The 20603-nt window shown below is 66.2% G+C and carries 12 protein-coding genes and 1 pseudogene; 8 read left to right on the top strand and 5 right to left on the bottom strand.

Features of this window, described 5'->3' with window-relative positions; translation table 11 throughout:
• Position 1 precedes the first annotated feature (1 nt).
• From RMO95_RS11335 to RMO95_RS11315, 5 genes are all read right to left on the bottom strand, one after another.
• On the bottom strand, positions 2-1186 hold the full coding sequence (locus RMO95_RS11335) for an ATP-dependent 6-phosphofructokinase (RefSeq protein ID WP_310450742.1): 1185 nt from the start codon (positions 1184-1186) through the stop codon (positions 2-4).
• A gap of 208 nt (positions 1187-1394) precedes the next feature.
• Complete coding sequence (locus RMO95_RS11330; RefSeq protein WP_310450741.1) at positions 1395-2474, bottom strand: aminopeptidase; 1080 nt, start codon at positions 2472-2474, stop codon at positions 1395-1397.
• Entirely contained in the window at positions 2461-3138 is a 678-nt protein-coding gene (locus RMO95_RS11325; protein ID WP_310450740.1) for an esterase/lipase family protein, read from the bottom strand. Before RMO95_RS11325 ends, RMO95_RS11330 begins: the two co-directional genes overlap by 14 nt.
• Before the next feature lie 698 nt (positions 3139-3836).
• Complete coding sequence (locus RMO95_RS11320; protein ID WP_310450739.1) at positions 3837-6677, bottom strand: aconitate hydratase; 2841 nt, start codon at positions 6675-6677, stop codon at positions 3837-3839.
• A 237-nt stretch (positions 6678-6914) separates the two neighbouring features.
• Positions 6915-7889, bottom strand: coding sequence for a cysteine synthase A (locus RMO95_RS11315; protein WP_310450738.1), 975 nt, complete (start codon positions 7887-7889; stop codon positions 6915-6917).
• Between the two features lie 89 nt (positions 7890-7978).
• Between RMO95_RS11315 and RMO95_RS11310 the strand changes: the two genes are divergently transcribed.
• From RMO95_RS11310 to RMO95_RS11275, 8 genes and pseudogenes are all read left to right on the top strand, one after another.
• Complete coding sequence (locus RMO95_RS11310) at positions 7979-8173, top strand: hypothetical protein (protein WP_310450737.1); 195 nt, start codon at positions 7979-7981, stop codon at positions 8171-8173.
• Between the two features lie 164 nt (positions 8174-8337).
• The gene (fumC, locus tag RMO95_RS11305; protein WP_310450736.1) at positions 8338-9759 is read left to right on the top strand and encodes a class II fumarate hydratase; all 1422 of its coding nucleotides are present in this window, start codon (positions 8338-8340) and stop codon (positions 9757-9759) included.
• 231 nt (positions 9760-9990) lie between these two features.
• Positions 9991-10818, top strand: a complete 828-nt coding sequence (locus RMO95_RS11300; protein ID WP_310450735.1) for a M48 family metalloprotease — start codon at positions 9991-9993, stop codon at positions 10816-10818.
• Positions 10819-11205: 387 nt separating this feature from the next.
• Positions 11206-14364 carry a PAS domain S-box protein gene (locus RMO95_RS11295; protein WP_310450734.1) on the top strand — a complete coding sequence of 1053 codons (3159 nt, stop codon included), beginning with the start codon at positions 11206-11208 and terminating at the stop codon, positions 14362-14364.
• Complete coding sequence (locus tag RMO95_RS11290) at positions 14361-15224, top strand: response regulator (RefSeq protein ID WP_310450733.1); 864 nt, start codon at positions 14361-14363, stop codon at positions 15222-15224. The genes RMO95_RS11295 and RMO95_RS11290 overlap by 4 nt, the downstream gene beginning before the upstream one ends.
• Positions 15208-15950 (top strand): annotated as a pseudogene (locus RMO95_RS11285) (Crp/Fnr family transcriptional regulator). The gene RMO95_RS11290 and the pseudogene RMO95_RS11285 overlap by 17 nt, the downstream one beginning before the upstream one ends.
• A gap of 196 nt (positions 15951-16146) precedes the next feature.
• Positions 16147-18741, top strand: coding sequence for a chemotaxis protein CheB (locus RMO95_RS11280; protein ID WP_310450732.1), 2595 nt, complete (start codon positions 16147-16149; stop codon positions 18739-18741).
• Entirely contained in the window at positions 18738-20531 is a 1794-nt protein-coding gene (locus RMO95_RS11275; RefSeq protein ID WP_310450731.1) for an ATP-binding protein, read from the top strand. Before RMO95_RS11280 ends, RMO95_RS11275 begins: the two co-directional genes overlap by 4 nt.
• Positions 20532-20603: the final 72 nt, after the last annotated feature.

Here is a 20603-nt window from a genome sequence, read left to right as displayed (position 1 = left end):
CTCAGTCGCCGAAGTTCGTGCCCACCCGGCGCGCGCTGCCGATCCACGAGTGCTTGAGCGGCACGGTCTTGACCTTGCCGGCGACGTCTTCGAGCCTGACCGGCTGCGTGTCCTCGCCTTTGGCCGCCACCATGACGCCGTGAGTGCCCTTGGCGATCAGGTCGGCGCAGGCCGTTCCCAGGCGCGTCGCCAGCAGGCGGTCGGCGGCCGAGGGTGCGCCGCCGCGCTGCACGTGGCCGAGAATGGTGACGCGGGCTTCGAGGCCGGTCAGCGCCTCCAGGCGCTTGGCCAGCCGCAGCGTGCGATCGGCATAGAGCAGTTCCGCGGCATCGGCCTCCTGATCGTCGGCCTTGCGGGCGTCCTTCTGCTTCGCCGATTTCCTGCCCGCTGCCCGCGCGGCGGCGATCGCGGCCAGATCCTGCTTCGAGATGGCGCCTTCGGCCACGGCGACGATGGAGAAGGGCTTGCCGCCGCGGGCCCGCGCGCGGATGGCTTCGGCCACGCTGTCGACGTCGTAGGGGATTTCCGGAATCAGGATCACGTCGGCGCCGCCGGCGATGCCGGCGCCCAGCGCCAGCCAGCCGGCGCGGTGGCCCATGATCTCGACCACGATGATGCGGTGGTGGCTGTGCGCCGTGCTGTGCAGGCGGTCGATGGCCTCGGTGGCAATGCCCAGCGCGGTATCGAAGCCGAAGGTGACGTCGGTCCCGGCCACGTCGTTGTCTATGGTCTTGGGCAGCGTGATGACGTTCAAGCCCATCTGCTTGAGGCGCAGGGCATTCTTCACGGTGCCGCCGCCACCCAGGCAGACCAGGCAGTCGAGCCGGTTGGCGCGGTAGTTGTCGGCGATGGTGTCGAGCATGTTCAGGATCTTGCCGCCCACCGGCATCTTGTGCGGCTTGTCGCGGCTGGTGCCGAGGATGGTGCCGCCGACGGTCAGGATGCCCGAGAGCTGGCCGCCGTCGAGCGTCGCCGTGCGGTTTTCCATCAGGCCGCGAAAGCCGTCGCGAAACCCCACGACGTGCATGCCGTAATGGCCCAGCAAGGCCTTGCCGACGCCGCGGATCGCGGCGTTGAGCCCCGGGCTGTCGCCGCCCGCGGTAAGAATGCCGATGTATTTGCTCATGGTCGTCGCTCGCTGGAAAGTGGTGTCGTTGGTGGTGTGCTGCGCATGCGCCGCAAACATTGTAGGACCGGCTTCAGCTGGTCAGGACGATGAATGGGGAGAAATCGGTTCCTGTAGGGCCGACTTCAGTCGGCCAGGAGTGGATGGCGTTGTAGGGCCGACTTCAGTCGGCCGGGGGTGGATGGCGTTGTAGGGCCGACTTCAGTCGGCCGGCGGTGGATGGCGGACTGAAGTCCGCCCTGCGGCCTGCCCTGCGGTTGAACGGCTCTCACAAGCACTGCGCCGGTCTGCCATCGGCGGCCGGCAGCAACCGGGCCAGCGCGCAGCGCCGGGCATCCTTGGGCAGTTCGGCCAGCGCGCTCACGCGCCGGTAGAAGCGCGGCAGATCGTGCTGCTCCGCTGCGAGCAGGGCGGCGAAGGCCGGCACCAGTTCGCTGTAGAGCCCGAAGGCGATCAGCCCGGCGTTGTTGAAATCCGCGCCGATGATCCTGTCGTAGCCGGCATAGCCGCCCCAGCTCGCCTTCAATGCGGCGTAGTCGCGGCGCAGGGCGGCGAACAGCTCGGCCTTGGCGCTGCGCTGCCGTTCCGCGGCGCCTCCGGTTTCATACAGGGCGCGCGCCCGCTGGCGGTAATCCTGCAGCAGCCGGCCGAAATCCGCCCTGCGCTGCCGCTGCGCCGCGAAGGCGGCGCTTTGCGCGGGCGTGGCCTGGGCCGCGGTCCAGCGCCGCAGGCCTTCGTTCTCGACCACCGTGGCGAAAGACTCGTTGAAGGCGGTATCGTCCCTGACGTATACCACCTGGTGCGCGAGTTCGTGAAACACGATGCGCGCGACTTCCAGCGTGCCGCGGCGCATGAAGGTGTTGAGTACCGGATCGTCGAAGTAGCCGAGCGTGGAATAGGCCGCAACGCCGCCGACGAAGGTGTCGTAAGCTTCCTCGCGCAGTTCCGCGGCGAGGCGCTCGGCATCCTTTTGATCGTAGTAGCCGCGGTAGTTCACGCAGCCGACCAGCAGCACGCACCATTGCTTGGCTTCCAGCGACAACTCGGGCGCGGCGAAGACGTTCCACACCACGTAGGGGCGGCCGATGTCGGCGTAGCTGCGATAGCTGTTGTTGTCGGGCAGGCCCAGCTCGCGGCTGGCGAAGTCGCGTATCGCCGCCACCTCCGCCAGTTGCTTGCCCAGTTGCGGATCGCCGGCGGGCCGCTCGACCAGCTCGCCGATCGGCTGCGCCGCGCGCATGAGCTCGATATGGCCGCCCATCGCCTGGGCGTAGTAGGCGATGTTGCTGCAGCCGGCCAGCGCCATGGTCAGCAGCAGCGATAGCAGAAAATTTCTAAGCCGCTGCATGGTGCCGGAAACGCCCGGTTGCGAGGAAGGCCGCGATCTGCTCGGCGCAGCGCCGCGAGGCGAGCATTTCCGAGTGCGCCACGGGCAGCGCGATGAAGTCCGCGGCGCCGGGCAGGCGCGTCTCCGCCACGCTCACCACGCCGTCGTTGGGGCGCGGCAGATCGGGCACGACGCGGCCCAGGCCCAGGCTGCGGGTGCCGGCCAGTACCCCAACCGCGACGGCGGGCGAGGGCGCCAGCGCGGCCGCGGGCCCGCGCCCCAGCCATTCGCCGATGGAGCGCCCGAGCAGGGCCGGCATGCCGCGCAGGCCGGCCAGTTGCCGCGCGCAGTGGCTGTCGATGCAGGGGGTGCCGAGCAGGACCACCCGGCGCAGGCGCGGATCGGATTCCTGCTTCAGCATGTCGAGGATGATGAGGCCGCCGAGACTGTGGCCGACCAGATGGATCTCGCTCCCGTCGGCCGCTGCGATGTAGCGGCGCAGGGTCTGCGCGTTCTGCGAGAGCGTGGCGCGCACGCTCGGGTAAGCGAAGCGCAGCGTGCGGTAGCCGCGGCCCTGCAGCCAGCGGCCATGCGGCAGGAATACCGTCGCCGGGGTCCACAAGCCATGCACCAGGACCACGGTCGCTGCGGTGTCCTGCGGCGATTGCGGCACGCTGCGTTTCAAGTTTTGTTCCTGTGCGGCGGGAGAATCCGCCTTTGCGTCGCTCACCGACCAAGCCCCGGAAATGCAGAGCTTTCAAGCCTACCCGATCGCGACCTGGCCCGCAGCAGCGAATCCTGGCGGGTGCAAGCCATGACTCGCTTCAGTCGTGCTTAACGCGCCGGAACGATTACCGCGGTGTCGGCGGTACTTCCCCTGGCGCCCGTGTTCCCGGTTGCGCCTTGCGGTCCGGGCGGCCCGGCCGGAAGCGAAAAGCAGGCGCTCAAGGAGAGCGCCATCAAAGCTGCAATAGTCAGCTTCGTGTATTTCATGATGATTCCTTCTATGTGCGGTACCGGAACCACCCACGTCGATGTGAGCAACTCCCCAGAGTCGATCAGCTTCTGGCGCAAATAGGCGGCGTCGGCAGATCAGGCCATTGCCACTGCATCAACGCTTCCGTATTCGATTGGCAAAGACCCGATCGGGGCTCGGCGGCTCGGCACATCACCGTTCGCCACGACACTGGTACGCAGACATGTTGAAACCGATCGATGCAGGAGCGAGCTTGCTCGCGACAACGGCTTATCGCGAGCAAGCTCGCTCCTACAGGGAATGCGCCTTTTCCTTGCGCCTTTTCCTTGTTGACTGACTACTGGACGAAGGCCGCCTGCAACTCCGTGTGCTGGCGCGCATGGATCGGTCGGCAGATTCCTCTTGCTTCAGCTCGCCGTCAGCAGCCCGCGCAGGACATAGGGCAGGATACCGCCGTGACGCAGGTAGTCCACTTCGACCGGCGTGTCCACGCGCAATTCCAGCATCAGCTTCTGCCGCCCGCCTCCCGGCCGGCGGATCGCCAGCACGACTTCCTGCCGCGGCCGCAGTTCGCCGTCGATGCCGATCAGGTCGAATTCCTCGTCGCCGACGATGCCCAGCGTCGCCACGCTGTCGCCGGCGCGGAACTGCAGCGGCAGCACGCCCATGCCGACCAGGTTGGAGCGATGGATGCGCTCGAAGCTCTGCGCCACCACGGCGCGCACGCCGAGCAGGCGTGGGCCCTTGGCGGCCCAGTCGCGGCTGGAGCCGGTGCCGTATTCGGCGCCGGCGAAGACCAGGGTCGGCGTGCCGGCGGCCTGGTATTTCATCGCCGCGGCGTAGATAGCCATCGCTTCGCCGCCGGGCTGGAAGCGCGTCAGCCCGCCCTCGACGCGCGAGCCGTCGGCATTGGCCGCCAGCATCAGGTTGCGGATGCGCACGTTGGCGAAAGTGCCGCGCATCATCACTTCATGGTTGCCGCGGCGCGAGCCGTAGCTGTTGAAGTCGCCGACCGCGACGCTCTGGGCCAGCAGGTATTGGCCGGCCGGTGAATCCGGTTTGATCGAGCCGGCCGGGCTGATGTGGTCGGTGGTCACCGAGTCGCCGAAAATCGCCAGCGCACGGGCGCCGCGGATCGTCGCCACCCGGCCCGGCGTCAGCGCGAAGTCCTTGAAGAAAGGCGGCTCGGCGATGTAGCTCGACGGCTCCCAGACGTAGACCTGGCCGGCATCGACCGGGATCTCGTTCCACAGCGGGTTGCCGCGCGCGAAATCGGCGTAGAGCGCCCGGTAGGTGGCCGGATCGGTGGCGTGATGCATGGCCGCGGCGATTTCCTGCGTGCTCGGCCAGATGTCCCTGAGCATCACCGGCCGGCCGTCGCGGCCCGTGCCCAGCGACTCCCGCGTCAGGTCGAGGTCGACGCGGCCGGCGATGGCGAAGGCCACGACCAGCGGCGGGCTCATCAGGAAGTTGGCCTTCAGCGCCGGATGGATGCGCGCCTCGAAATTGCGGTTGCCCGAGAGCACCGCGGCGCAGACCAGGTCGTGCGCGGCGATGGCCTCTTCGAGCGGCGCCGCCAGCGGGCCGGCGTTGCCGATGCAAGTGGTGCAGCCGTAGGCGACGACGCGAAAACCCAGCGCTTCGAGGTCGCCCAGCAATCCGGCCTTGGCCAGGTAGTTGGTGACCACGCGCGAACCCGGCGCGAGCGAGGTCTTGACCCGCGGCCCGACCGCGAGCCCGAGCGCCACCGCCTTCTGCGCCAGCAGGCCGGCGGCGAGCATGACGCCGGGATTCGACGTGTTGGTGCAGGAGGTGATCGCGGCGATCAGCACGTCGCCGTGGCCGATGTCGGCCGCGGCGGGCGTCGGCGGCGGTTCAAGAGTTGGCGCTGGCGACACGGCGGCGCGCGGGTGGTCGGCCATTTCGACTTCGTTGCGCAGCGTGCGCCCGGCAGCGGGTGCGGCTTCGGGCGCGACGACCGCGGCCGCCGGCGCGCCCAGCGCATGGCGCCGCTCCATTTCGTCGGCGCTGCGGCCATAGCCGTTCTGCGCCACGGGCAGGGTGAAAAGTTCGGCGAAGCGGCGGCCGAGTTGCTCCAGGTCGATACGGTCCTGCGGCCGCTTGGGGCCGGCGACGCCGGGCCGGACGGCGGCCAGGTCGAAGTCGATTTCCGCGCTGTAGTCGATCGCGCCGGCCGCCGGCATGCCGAACAGGCCCTGCGCCGTGAAGTAGGACTGGAAGGCGTCGATCTCCTCGGCGCTGCGCCCGGTGGCGGCCAGATATTTCACGGTCTCGGCGTCGGGCGGGAAGAAGCCCATGGTCGCGCCGTACTCGGGCGCCATGTTGGCGATGGTGGCGCGATCCGGCAGGCTCAGCGAGGCGGCGCCGGCGCCGAAAAACTCGACGAACTTGCCCACCACCTGGGCCTGGCGCAGGCGTTCGGTGACATGCAGCACCAGGTCGGTGGCGGTGGCGCCCTCCGCCAGGCGGCCGTGCAGATGCACGCCGACCACGTCGGGCGTGAGGAACACCAGCGGCTGGCCGAGCATGCCGGCTTCCGCCTCGATGCCGCCGACGCCCCAGCCGACCACGCCCAGCGCGTTGATCATGGTGGTGTGCGAATCGGTGCCGACCAGCGTGTCGGGATAGGTGATGCCGTCCTTGTGCAGCACGCCGCGCGCCAGGTATTCGAGGTTGACCTGGTGCACGATGCCGATGCCGGGCGGCACCACGCGGAAGCTGTCGAAGGCCTGCATGCCCCATTTGATGAAGCGATAGCGCTCGGCATTGCGGCGAAATTCCAGGCGCATGTTGAGGTCGAGCGCATCGGCGACGCCATAGTGGTCGACCTGCACCGAGTGATCGACCACCAGGTCCACCGGCACCAGCGGCTCGACGATCTTCGGGTTCCTGCCGAAGCGCTGCGCGACGCCGCGCATCGCCGCCAGGTCGCACAGCAGCGGCACGCCGGTGAAATCCTGCAGCACGATGCGGGCGACGACGAAGGGAATCTCGGCCGTGCGCGGTGCGTTCGGTTGCCAGGCGGCAAGCTGGTGCACATGTTCGGCGGTGAGCTTGCGGCCGTCGCAATTGCGCAGCACGGCTTCGAGCACGATGCGCAGCGACACCGGCAGCCGCGATATCCTGCCGAGCCCCGCCGCTTCGAGCGCGGCCAGCGAATAGAAGCGGGATGATTTGCCCGAGGCGAGACGGAAATCCTGCAGTGCGCCGAATGTATCCTGGACCATGGTGACCTCCGTCTTGAAGCTTGCCGGTGGCCTGCTTGTGACCACCGCTGTGATTTCTCTGGGGCCGGCTTCAGTCGGCCGGCGGTGATTGGCCTTGTAGGGCCGACTTCAGTCGGCCAAAGGTGGATGGCCTTGTAGGGCCGACTTCAGTCGACCGGCGGTGGATGGCGGACTGAAGTCCGCCCTACAGTCCGCCCAACCATCCGCCCCACGTCGGAACGGCTGTTTCGGGTTGCGTTATCCGGCTACGAGTCCTTTCTCACGCAGCCAGTCCGGATTGAACAGGCGCTTGAAGTATAGGCCGCCGCGGTCGCAGAGCAGGGTCACCACCGTGTGCCCGGGCCCCAGCTGGCGGGCGACCTGCACCGCCGCCGCGACGTTGATGCCGCTGGAACTGCCGAGGAACAGGCCTTCTTCGCGCAGCAGGCGATAGACCATGGTGACGCAGCTCTGGTCGTCGACCTGCACGGCGTCGTCGATCGGCGTGCCTTCCAGGTTGGCCGTGACGCGCGTGGTGCCGATGCCCTCGGTGATCGAGCTGCCGGAGGATGCAAGTTCGCCGGTCTTGACCCAGCTGTAGAGCGCACTGCCCCGCGGGTCGGCGAGCACGATGCGCAGGTGCGGATTGCACTGCTTGAGGTAGCGCGCGACGCCGGCCAGCGTGCCGCCGGTGCCGGTGGCGCAGACGAAGGCGTCGACGCCGCCCTGCGTGTCGCGCCAGATTTCCGGCCCCGTGGTTTCGAAGTGCGCCTGGCGGTTGACGATGTTGTCGAACTGGTTGGCCCAGATTGCGCCTGGCAACTCGGCCGCCAGCCGCCCGGCGATCTTCTGGTAGTTGTCGGGATCGCGATAGGGTTTCGCGGGCACCGTCCGCACCTCGGCGCCGAGCACGCGCAGCAGTTCCATCTTTTCCGGCGACTGGGTCTCGGGAATCACGATGATGCAGCGATAGCCGCGCGTTGCGCAGATGTGCGCCAGGCCGATGCCGGTATTGCCGGCCGTGCCCTCGACCACCGTGCCGCCCGGCTTGAGCTGGCCGCGCCGCTCGGCATCGCGAACGATGTAGAGCGCGGCGCGGTCCTTGACCGAACCGCCGGGGTTGAGGAACTCGGCCTTGCCCAGGATATCGCAGCCGGTCTCGGCACTTAGTCTGCCCAAGCGGATGAGCGGCGTGTTGCCGATCAAGCCGACGAAACCGTCCGCAAATTTCATTTCGGACCTCATCGTAAAAGGCAGGGCGGGACGGGCACCGGCCGGCGCGAGCCGGGAGCGGTTTATTCTCTATCCACCTGGCTCAGGATATGCCTGAGCTGCTGATCCTGAAGCCTGAGCTGATCTCGAAAGACCTTTTGGTCAGTGTGACTGATCTCGGTTTTCAGCTCGGTCAGATAGCAGCGCAAGACTTCCGCCAGCGTTTGCTGTTCCTGAACGTCGAGTTCAAGTTGCATCCTGATCACCTCCTCTCGACATGCCTTGCCATCGCTTGTCTTTCATGACAATCACACCTTCTTGAAGCTTTCAATTCGACGATTTTTCAGTTCGATAGTTCCTCCCGGAAGCGCCGCGTTGCCGGCCCCGCCTGAAGTAGCCGGCATTGGGCCTATGATGGCAGCGGCAGGCAGCGCCGGCTTTGACGGCAACCACCATGACGGAGCACACCATGAGCGCAACGCGTATCGAAAGCGACTCCTTCGGCCCCATCGAAGTTCCCGCCGACCGACTCTGGGGGGCGCAGACGCAGCGCTCGCTGGCGCACTTCGACATCTCCTGCGAACGCATGCCGGAAGAAATCATGCTTGCGCTGGCCACCGTCAAGGCCGCCTGCGCGGGGGTCAATTGCGAACTGGGCCTGCTGCCCGCGGACAAGGCGCAGGCGATTGCCACGGCGGCCGAGGAAGTGCTGTTCGGCCGCCACGACCAGGAGTTTCCGCTGTCGCTCTGGCAGACCGGCTCCGGCACCCAGAGCAACATGAACATGAATGAGGTGCTGGCCAACCGCGCCTCGGAATTGCTCGGCGGCGAGCGCGGCGCCGGTCGTCGCGTGCATCCCAACGACGAGGTCAATCTGGGCCAGTCGTCGAACGACGTGTTCCCCACCGCGATGCACCTGGCCGCCGCCCTCGGCATCGTGCGCGGCCTGCTGCCGGCGCTGGCCTGCCTGCGCGCCACGCTGGCGACGCAGGCGGCGGCGTTTGCCGGCATCGTCAAGATCGGCCGCACCCATTTGCAGGACGCCACGCCGCTCACGCTGGGCCAGGAGTTCTCCGGTTACGTTGCCCAGCTCGACCATGCCGAGGCGGTGATCGCCGGCAGCATGGCTTCGCTCTATCCGCTGGCGCTCGGCGGCACCGCTGTCGGCACCGGCCTCAATGCCCATGCGGAATTCGGCACGCGCGTCGCGGCGGAACTCGCCGGCAGCAGCGGGCTGCCCTTCGTCAGCGCCGCCAACAAGTTCGCCGCCCTGGCTGCCCATGACGGCCTGGTCGCCGCGCATGGCGGCCTCAAGACGCTGGCCGTGGCGCTGATGAAAATCGCCAACGACATCCGCTGGCTGGCCTCGGGGCCGCGCTCGGGGCTCGGCGAACTCAGCATCCCGGAAAACGAGCCCGGCAGCTCGATCATGCCGGGCAAGGTCAATCCGACGCAGTGCGAGGCGCTGACCATGGTCTGCTGCCAGGTCATGGCCAACGACGTCGCGATCGGCATCGGCGGCGCATCCGGCAACTTCGAACTCAATGTCTTCAAGCCGCTGATCGCTCACAATTTCCTGCAAAGCGTGCGCCTGCTTGCCGACGCCATGAGCAGTTTCGAGGCCCACTGCGTGCGCGGCATCGTCGCCAACCACGGCCGCATCGCCGAACTGCTGGAGCGCTCGCTGATGCTGGTGACCGCGCTGACGCCGCACATCGGCTACGACCGCGCGGCCGAGATCGCCAAGCGCGCGCATCACGACGGCAGCACGCTGCGTGAGGCGGCGCTGGCACTGGGGCACCTCACGGGGGCGGAATTCGACCGCTGGGTGAGGCCGGTCGACATGGTCGGGGCAAGGACGCCGCCTGAGGGCGCCGTCGACGCGCCTTGAGATTTCCCCGGCGGATGGACACCCGCATCCCGATCGCGGGCGACATCCGACCATGGCTGGCGGAGCTGCTTTATGTACGCCAGCGAACGGAGCGCGGGCGCGTTTGGGGGCATTGTCGCTGCCTTGGGCGGTAGGAACGCAATTCGAGGGACTCGCATGTCACAGCACTGTCGTCGCCGGCCGCAAGCCGATGTTGCAAGAATCGATCGTTGGTTCTCGCGGCGGCTGTCCATGTCGTGCGCCTCCTTGCTGTTCGTCGCTGCCGCCTTGCTCGGCATGTCGGGCTGTGCGACGGCTCCCAACCAGGAGCGGACGCGAATGCTGGACATGCCGCTGGCCTCGACCCACGCCGACCTCAGCTTCAGCATGAGCACCGGGGCGAGGCAATACGCCGCCTGCGAAGGCGACAGCGGCTGCCCGACGGCGGCGGACCGGGACGCCGCACAGCGCTTTGCGCTGCAGGTGGCGCGGGTCGCCGCCGTCTTGCAGAATGGGGCACAGCGCCTGTTCCCGAATCTGGCGCAGCGCGTCCCGGGAATGGTCGGCAGCCAGTTCGACGTCCATGTCGTCGAGGGCGACCAGCCCGGCAGCGCTTCCAGCGCCAATGGACGAATTGCGCTCACCGCCGCACTGGGCGCCCATATGCCCTACGACGACTGGATGGCTTTCGTCATCGCACGCGAAATGGGGCATGTGATCGCGCGCCACCACGAAGAGAATTCCGCTTCAAGCATCGTTACCTCGGTGCTCATGAACATCCTGATTCCGGGCAGCAGCCTGCTGAAAAGCCTGCTGTCCGCGGGCGGAGCGGAAATTGCCGCGAGGAGCAAGCAGGAAGTGCAGGCCCTGGAGGCCGACCTCATCGCGCTGGAACTGCTGCAGGAAGCCGGCTTTCGCATGCGCGATATCTACCTGACCCTGCTGCTCGACCCCGTGCAGCTTGACGACGGCCCTTGGTCGACGAGTTTCAGGAATTCTTCGCGCTATCTCATTGCCGAAGTCCGTCGCTCGGATGTCGCCGAGCGGAGCCCGAGTTTCGCCGTGGCGGCGGCGAGATAGCAAAGCCGGTCACTTCGGGATCAGCCACGGACTTGGCGTGTTCGCCGCTACCCACAGGCCATGTTCCCAAGGAAGGTCATGGGCAACGGAATGTCGGCTTCTCGCGCGCGTATGTGCGGCAGCGCACATACGCACGACGCGCCAGGCATCATCATCGGACCATCGGATTCTGAATTGTTCCAGGGGTTCGAAAGCACTGCGGCGGCCCATGCATTCAAAGGCTTGCGCAGTCATGCCGGAGGGGAAAAGAGGAAAACCAGGGGCTGGGATCACCGGCGGTTCCGCGTCGCCCTGCAAATTTGAGGCCAAAGTGAGGTTCTGCATGTCCGCAACAATGGGTTTTCCGCTCGGCAGCCGCGCAACTGGCAGTAAACCCGGGAGAGCCCCTTGAAAACTTCTCGTGGGCTGGTTGGCGGCTTTTCCGCCGCGATCCTGCTGAGCGCGCTGGTGGTGATTGCATCGTTCTGGACCTTGCGCCAGGTCGAGGAGTCAGCTGCCGTGCGCACGCACACCAACGCCGTGATCAACAGCGCCGACGATTTGCTGTCGGCACTTAAAGATGCCGAGTCCGACCAGCATGGCTATTCGGCCACGGGCGATGGCGGTCTGGCGCAGCCCTATGGCGTCCAGCACGAGCGCATTCGCGATGTCCTGAAAAGCCTGCAAGAGATCACCCTGGTCGCTGCGGCCCGGCAACACCTGGACGCCCTGGCGCCGTTGATCGACGCCAAGCTGGCCTTCATGTCGGACGTCATCGAACTGCGTCGCAGCCGGGGGGGGGCAGAGGCACTGGCGCTTGATCGCGGCGGCGAGGGCAAGCGTCTGATGGATTCGATTCGCGCCGAGATCGGCAGCTTCGGCAGCATCGAGGTGGCTGTCCTGAAGCAGCGCGAAGCGGAGTTCCAGGCCAGCATGCGCCGACTGTTCTTCATCGTCATCACCACCACCCTGCTGGCGCTGCTGCTGGCGCTTGGCTTCGCCTATCTGATTTTCCGCGAAACCCGGCAGCAGCTGAAGAATCTTGTCCATGTCGAAACCCAGCATTTGCTCGAGCTTCAGGACCAGACCAACAGACAACTGCAGCAATCCAACAACACCCTGCGCGACAGCGAGGAAAAGCTTGCCGTGACGCTCAACTCGATCGGCGACGCAGTGATCGCGACCGATGCCGAGGCGCGGGTGACGCGCATCAATCCCGTTGCCGAACAGCTCACCGGCTGGCTGCAGGCGGATGCTGCCGGCCGCCCGGTGCAGGAGATTTTTTGCATCATCAACCAGGAAACCCGGGAACCGGCCACTATCCCGGTCATGGATACCCTGGCCAACGGCACGGTGCAGGGACTCGCCAATCACATCCTGTTGATTTCCCGCGATGGCAATGAACGCGCGATTGCCGACAGTTGCGCACCGATCCGCAATCGCGACAACCAGGTGGTGGGTGCCGTGCTGGTGTTCCGCGACGTGTCCGAGGAATATGCCGCGCAGCAAACCCTGCGCGACAGTGCCGCGCAGATCCAGACGATTCTGAATACCGTGGTGGATGGCATCGTCACCATCCATGCCAGGGGCGGCATGGTGGAGACCATGAATCCGTCCGCCGAACGCATGTTCGGCTATAGCGCGGCGGAACTCGCCGGACAAAACTTCAGCCTGCTGATACCCGAGCTCGATCCGGACCAGCGCGAGGGTTCGCTGGAGTACTACAGTCCGAGCGATGAAGCGCGTGCCAGCGGCCTTGGCCGCGAGGTGGTCGGCCGGCGCAAGGATGGCAGCATTTTTCCGCTGGAGATCGCGGTCAGCGAGATGTGGCTGGGCGGCCAGCGCTACTTCACCGGCATCCTGCGCGACATCACCGCGCGCAAGCAGGCCGAGGAGGCGCTGCAGAAGGCCGGTGCGCTGCAAAGCGCGATTTTCAACAGCGCCAATTTTTCCAGCATCGCCACCGACGCCAAGGGCGTGATCCAGATTTTCAACGTCGGCGCCGAGCGCATGCTGGGCTACACGGCGGCCGAGGTGATGAACAAGATCACCCCAGCCGACATTTCCGATCCGCAGGAAGTCATCGTGCGCGCCAGGGCGCTGACCCTCGAGTTGGACACGCCGATCGCGCCGGGTTTCGAGGCCCTGGTGTTCAAGGCCTCGCGCGGCATCGAGGACATCTACGAGCTGACCTATATCCGCAAGGACGGCAGCCGCTTCCCGGCGGTGGTCTCGGTCACCGCGCTGCGCGACGAGCAGGACGCCATCATCGGCTACCTGCTGATCGGTACCGACAACACGGCACGCAAGCAGATCGAAGCCGAGCGCACCCAGCTCGATCAGGCGCTGCAGGATCGCAACGTCGAGCTGGAGAGCGCCCGGCTGGTCGCCGACAAGGCCAACCTCGCGAAATCGGACTTCCTCTCCAGCATGAGCCATGAATTGCGCACGCCGCTCAATGCCATCCTCGGCTTTGCCCAGCTCATGGAATCCGGCGCTCCGCCGCCGACGCCGGCCCAGCAGCGCAATCTCGACCAGATACTCAAGGCCGGCTGGTATCTGCTCGAGCTGATCAACGAGATTCTCGATCTGGCGCTGATCGAGTCGGGCAAGGCGACGCTGTCGCATGAGCCGGTATCGCTGGTCGAGGTGATGACCGAGTGCCGCGCCATGGTCGAGCCGCAGGCCCACAAGCGCGGCATCGTCATGAGCTTTCCGCGTTTCGAATTGCCCTATTTCGTCAGCGCCGACCGGACCCGGGTGAAACAGGTCCTGATCAACCTGCTGTTCAATGCCATCAAGTACAACCGGGCCGAAGGCTCGGTCGCCGTCGAGTACATCCTGAGTCCGCCCAATTCAATACGCATCAGCGTGCGCGACACCGGCGCCGGCCTGACGCTGGAGCAGGTCGCCCAGTTGTTCCAGTCCTTCAATCGCCTGGGCAAGGAAGCCAGCGCCGAGGAGGGCACCGGCATCGGCCTGGTGGTGACCAAGCGCCTGGTCGAGCTGATGGGCGGCAGCATAGGCGTGAACAGCAGTGCCGGGGTGGGCAGCGAGTTCTGGTTCGAGCTGGGCCTGACCGCGGCGCCGCTGCTTTCCACTGCAGAGGCCGAGCAGGCGGCATGGGTGCGGCCGCCGGAGCCGGCCGGCGCGCCGCAGCGCACGGTGCTATATGTGGAGGACAATCCGGCCAACCTGGAACTGGTCGAGCAGCTCATTGCGCGCCGCCCCGAGCTGCGCCTGCTTTCCGCCGCCGATGGCAAGACCGGCATCGAGTTTGCCCGCGCCTATCAGCCGCAGGTGATCCTGATGGACATCAACCTGCCCGGCATCAGCGGCCTCGAAGCCATGAAAGTCCTGCGCGCCGACCCGTCGACGTCGCATATTCCGATTATCGCGCTGAGCGCCAACGCGGTGCCGCATGACATCGAGAAGGCACTCCAGGCGGGATTCTTCGACTATCTGACCAAGCCGATCAAGGTCAAGCTGTTCATGGATACGCTGGACGTGGCCCTCAACATTGCGCAAACTGCCAACAGTCGCATGGCACAAAAGGAGCTCCTATGAAGCTTGCCGAAGCCGACATCCTCGATGCCAGCATCCTGATCGTCGACGATCAGGAATCGAATATCGCCCTGCTCGAACGTTTGCTGGGCGAATCCGGCTATACCCGCGTCAGCTCGACCATGAATCCGGAAGAGGTCTGCGCGCTGCATCGCAAGAACCACTACGACCTGATCCTGCTCGACCTGCAGATGCCCGGCATGGATGGTTTCCAGGTCATCGAAGGGCTCAAGACCAACGACGCCGACGTCTATCTGCCGGTTCTGGTGATCACCGCGCAACCCGGCCACAAGCTGCGCGCCCTGCAGGCCGGCGCGCGGGATTTCATCAGCAAGCCCTTCGACCTGCTCGAGCTCAGGACGCGCATCCGCAACACGCTGGAAGTGCGGCTGCTGTACCGGAAGCTGGAGAATTACAGCAAGGAACTGGAGCAGACGGTGCTGGAGCGCACCGCCGAATTGCGCGAAAGCGAAGCCCGTTACCGCAGCCTGACCGAACTCGCCTCCGACTGGTACTGGGAGCAGGACGAGAACGGAAATTTCACCAAGGTTTCCGGCCCGGTGCTGGAGATGCTCGGCATCCAGGTCGGTCCCCTGCTGGGCGAAGTGGGTGATGGGCGCGAAGTGCGCGATGTGCGCAGCGAGGGCTGGAACCAGACGGAACGGGCGGCATTGCAGGCCGCCATCGCGGCACGCGAGCCCTTCCTCGACCTGATCTTCAGCCGCAGCAATCCCAACGGCACGCAACAGAAATACCAGGTCAGCGGCGAGCCGATGTTCAACAAGTCGCTGCGCTTCATCGGCTACCGCGGCATCGGCATCGAACTCACCGCCAGGGAGGATAGCCATGCCGGCAGCGCCTAGCCCGAATCAGAACCATCTGCTCGCGGCGCTGCCGACGGCGGAATTCGAGCTGTTGGCGCCGCACCTGGAGCTGGTCGCCTTGCCGCTCGGCGAGATGCTCTACGAGCCCGACCGGCAATTGCAGCATGCCTATTTCCCGACCACGGCGATTGTTTCCCTGTTGCATGTCATGGAGTCGGGCGCATCGGCCGAATCGGCCGGGGTGGGCAATGAAGGCGTGGTCGGCGTTTCGCTGTTCATGGGCGGCGAGACCACCACCAGCTCGGCCGTGGTGCAGACCGCGGGACACGCCTATCGGCTCGACCGCCGCTGGCTGCTGCAGGAATTCAATCGCTCCGGCCTGCTGCAGCGCCTGTTGCTGCGCTATACCCAGGCGCTGATGACGCAGATGTCGCAGACCGCGGCCTGCAACCGGCACCATTCGGTGGAGCAGCAACTGTGCCGCTGGCTGTTGCTGACCCAGGACCGCGTCGCGCAGCGCGAACTGGTCATCCCCAGGAACTGATCGCCGGCATGCTCGGCGTGCGCCGCGAAGGCGTCACCGAAGCCGCCGGAAACCTGCAGCGCGCCGGATGCATCAGTTACCGCCGCGGCCATATCGCCGTGCTCGATCGCGCCGGACTGGAGACCCGCAGCTGCGAGTGCTACGCCCTGGTCAGGAAGGAACTGGGGCGCCTGCTGTCGGATGGGCAGTATCGCCAGGAGGCCGCGGCCGCCGCTCGTTGATTGCGCGGCCAGGGCGCGTGGCTCAAGAGTTGGCGCTGGCGGCACGGCGTTCATGATGTTTGCAGCCCGCCCCCGAATCGACCCGGCTCGGGCACTATCCCGTCTTCATCCCTGATCTGCAAGGAAACCCATGGCCAGCCAGGCGCAAGCGAACAAGCTCTCCGCAACGAAACGGCGCAAAACAAAAAGTTCAGCCGTGCCGAGCGCGTCGGCCAAACCGCCCGGCGTCGGGCGCCCGGCCGCGCCTTTCCCCATCGTCGCGATCGGCGCTTCGGCCGGCGGGCTGGAAGCCCTCGAGCAATTCCTCGGCAATGTGCCGGCCGGCAGCGACATGGCCTTCGTCGTCATCCAGCATCTCGATCCCGACCACAAGGGCATGATGCCCGAGCTGCTGCAGCGGGCCACGACCATGCCGGTGACGCAGGCCAGGAACCGCATGAAGGTCGAGCCCGGCTGCGTCTATGTGATTCCGCCGAAATGGGATCTGTCCATCCTGCACGACTGCCTCTATCTGCTGGAACCGGTGGCCGCGCGCGGCCTGCGGCTGCCGATCGACTCCTTCTTCCGCGCCCTGGCCGACGACCGCCAGGACCAGGCCGTGTGCGTGATCCTGTCCGGCATGGGGTCGGACGGGGCGCTGGGCCTGCGTGCGATCAAGGAACGCGGCGGCCTGGTCGCGGTGCAGGAGCCGGCTTCGGCCAAGTTCAACGGCATGCCGCAAAGCGCGATCGATACCGGCCTGGTCGACATCGTCGCCCCCGCGACAGAGCTGCCGCAACGCATTGCCGACACCCTGCATCATGTCTCGCGGGGCGGCGCCGGCGCGATGCGACAGGCCGTAGAGACCCTGGCGCAGAAAAGCGCCTTCGACAAGATCTGCATCCTGCTGCGCGAGCGCACCGGCAACGATTTTTCGCTGTACAAGAAAAGCACCGTGTATCGCCGCGTCGAGCGCCGCATGGGCCTGCACCAGATCGACGGCATCGCGCACTACGTGCACTACCTGCGCGAGAACCCGCAGGAAATCGAGCTGCTGTTCAAGGAACTGCTGATCGGCGTCACCAGCTTCTTCCGCGACCCGGCGTCCTGGGACGCCCTGCAGACGCAGGTGCTGCCGCAACTGCTGGCGGCCTACCCGGCGGGCGCCACGCTGCGTGCCTGGGTGGCGGGCTGCTCCACCGGCGAGGAGGCCTATACGCTGGCCATGGCCTTCCGCGAAATGCAGCAGAAGCAGAAGCCGGCCGGCCGTTTTGCGCTGCAGATCTTCGCCACCGACCTCGACCCGGACGCGATTGCCAAGGCGCGGCGCGCGGTCTACCCGGCCAATATCGTGGCCGACGTCACGGCCGAACGCCTCAAGCGCTACTTCGTCGAGGACGGCGAGGGCTATCGGGTCGGCAAGGAAATCCGCGAGACCGTGGTATTCGCCACGCAGAACGCCGTCATGGACCCGCCCTTCACCAATCTGGACATCCTGACCTGCCGCAACCTGCTGATCTACCTCGGTCCCGAACTGCAACAGCGGCTGCTGCCGCTGTTCCACTACAGCCTCAAGTCGGGCGGCATCCTGATGCTGGGCAGCGCCGAGTCGATCGGCAACAACACCGAGCTGTTCGAGCCGCAGGACGCCGCGGCGCGCCTGTATCGGCGCCGCGACAATTCGCTGCGCATCGCCGATCTGGAATTTCCCAGCCGCCATGCGCCGGCGAAAATCGAAGCGCTCAATCCGGCCGAGCCCGAGCCGGGTTCCGCCAACCTGCAGAGCCTCGCCGACCACCTGTTGCTGCAGCAGTTTTCGCCGGCCGCCGTGCTGGTCACCGCGGCCGGCGATGTGCTCTATACCAGTGGGCGCACCGGCAAGTACCTGGAGCCGGCGGCCGGCAAGGCCAACTGGAACATTCATGTCATGGCCCGCGAAGGCCTCGCCTACGAGCTGGCCCTGGCGCTGCCCAAGGCGCTGCGCAGCGGCGAGCCGGTGACCTGCGCCAATCTTCGGGTCGGCACCAACGGCGGCACCCAGATTGTCGATGTCACGGTGCAGCCGATCGAAAAGCCGGCAGCCCTGCGCGGCATGGCGATGGTGGTGTTCAAGGATATCGAGGCGCCGCCGGTCGAGCCGGTCGCCCCCGGCAAGCGTGCGGCGCGGGGCAGCCCGCGCGTGCGGGAGCTGGAGCATGCGCTCGATCATGCGCGGCAGGAAGCGCAGGCCCTGCGCGAGGAAATGCAGACCACGCAGGAAGAGCTCAAATCGTCCAACGAGGAAATGCAGTCGACCAACGAGGAACTGCAGTCGACCAACGAGGAACTGACCACCTCGAAGGAGGAAATGCAGTCGCTCAACGAGGAACTGCAGACGGTGAATGTCGAGCTGCAATCGAAGGTGGACGATTTGTCGCTGGCCAGCAACGACATGGAAAACCTGCTCAACAGCACCGACATGGCCACCGTGTTCCTCGACAACGCGCTGCACCTGCGGCGCTTCACCAACCAGGCGACGCGGATCTTCCGCCTCAAGGCCGGCGACGTCGGACGGCCGCTGTCGGACATCGTTTCCGACCTGGCCTATCCGGGCCTGGCCACGGATGCCGGGGAAGTGCTGCGCACGCTGGCCTTCGTCGAGCGCGAGATCGCCACCGGCGACGCGCGCTGGTACCAGGTCAAGATCATGCCCTACCGCACCATGGAGAACGTCATCGATGGCGTCGTCATCACCTTCAACGACATCGGTGTGGCCAAGAATCTGGAGGCCGAACTGCGGGCGCTGGCCGTCAAGCACAAGGAGACGACATGACAGGAAAGGACCCGGCCACCCTGCGTGAAGCCGCCGAAGCGCGTCTGCAGGCGGCCACTACGTCCGGTGCGGCCGGTGCGGCGCCGGCGGCGCGGGCCGATGCCGATCTGCTGCGGCTGGTGCATGAACTGCAGGTACACAAGATCGAGCTGGAAATGCAGAACAGCGAGTTGCGCGAGTCGCGTGCCGAGCGCGAGGCGGCGCTGGCCCGCTACACCGAACTCTACGACTTCGCCCCGGTCGGCTACCTGGCTCTCACCTACGACGGCCTGATTGCGGAAGTCAATCTTACCGGCGCCACGCTGCTGGGGGTGGCGCGGCGGGATCTGCTGCTGAAGCGTTTCGCCGCCTTCGTCGTGCCCGGGGACCGCGAGCGCTGGGCCGGGTTTCTCGCCAACGTGAAAACGCAGGACGGAAAACGCAATATGGAACTGGCATTGCAGCGCGCCGACGGCACCGAGTTTTACGCCCTGATGGATTGCATACGCCACAGAGTTGGTGCTGACAATGCGGCGAATCCCGCGGTGATTCCCAGCGTGGGAAATCCCCTCGAAGTGATCATCGCCCTGACCGACATTTCGGTGCGCAAGGGCATCGAAGCCAGGCTGCAGGAAGCCATGGCCGCCGCCGAGAAAGCCAATCGCGCCAAGACCGATTTCCTGTCCAGCATGAGTCACGAATTGCGCACGCCGCTCAATGCGATTCTCGGCTTCGCCCAGCTCATGGAATCCTCCGCACCGCCGCCGACGGCTGGCCAGCAACGCGATCTGGGACGGATCCTGAAAGCGGGCTGGTACCTGCTGGAGCTGATCAACGAGATTCTCGACCTGGCGCTGATCGAATCGGGCAAGGCGATGCTGTCGCAGGAGTCGGTCTCGCTGGTCGACGTCATGCTCGAGTGTCGCGCCATGGTCGAGCCTCAGGCCCAACAGCGCGGCATCACCATGGCATTTACATTGCGCGACAGCGCCTGGTTCGTCGATGCCGACCGCACCCGGCTCAAGCAGGTTCTGATCAACCTGCTGTTCAACGCCATCAAGTACAACCGGCCGGACGGCACGGTTACCGTCGAGTGTCGGCCGGCCTCGACGGATACGCTGCGCATCGGCATCCGGGACAGCGGCGAGGGCCTGACTGCGGATCAGTTGGGGCAGTTGTTCCAGCCCTTCAATCGCCTGGGCAAGGAAGCCGGCGCGGAGGAGGGCACGGGCATCGGCCTGGTGGTGACCAAGCGCCTGGTGGAACTGATGGGCGGCAGTATCGGCGTGAACAGCAGCGTCGGCGTGGGCAGCGAGTTCTGGGTTGAATTGCGCCTGGCCAGCGCGCCGGCGTTTGCCCCGGCTGACGCGGCGGCATCGACGCCGGAGCTTGCGCAGAGGGCGCTGGCCGGCACCCTGCTGTATGTCGAAGACAATCCGGCCAATCTGGAGCTGGTCGAGCAACTCGTGGCACGCCGTCCGGAACTGCGCCTGCTGTCTGCGGCGGACGGCAAACTCGGGATGGAGTTCGCCCTCGCCTATCAGCCACAGGTGATCGTGATGGACATCAACCTGCCCGACATCAGCGGGCTCGATGTCATGAAGTCCCTGCGCGCCGATCCGTCGACGGCGCATATCCCGATCATCGCGCTGAGCGCCAACGCCCTGCCCGGCGACATTGCATATGCGCTGCAAGCCGGGTTCTACCGCTACCTCACCAAACCGATCAAGATCGAGGAATTCATGGATGCGCTGGACACGGCATTCAAGTTCGCCGCGACGCGAGCAGCCAGCGACGCCCGTCGTGCATGAGTCATGCCGCTCCACAGTAGTAAGCAGACATGTTGAAACCGATGGATGTAGGAGCGAGCTTGCTCGCGATAG

The sequence above is a fragment of the Sulfuritalea sp. genome (genome assembly GCF_031426875.1).
GTDB lineage: Bacteria > Pseudomonadota > Gammaproteobacteria > Burkholderiales > Rhodocyclaceae > Sulfuritalea.
Note: the sequence above shows the minus strand (reverse complement) of the source record. Positions and strands in the feature narration are given on the sequence as shown.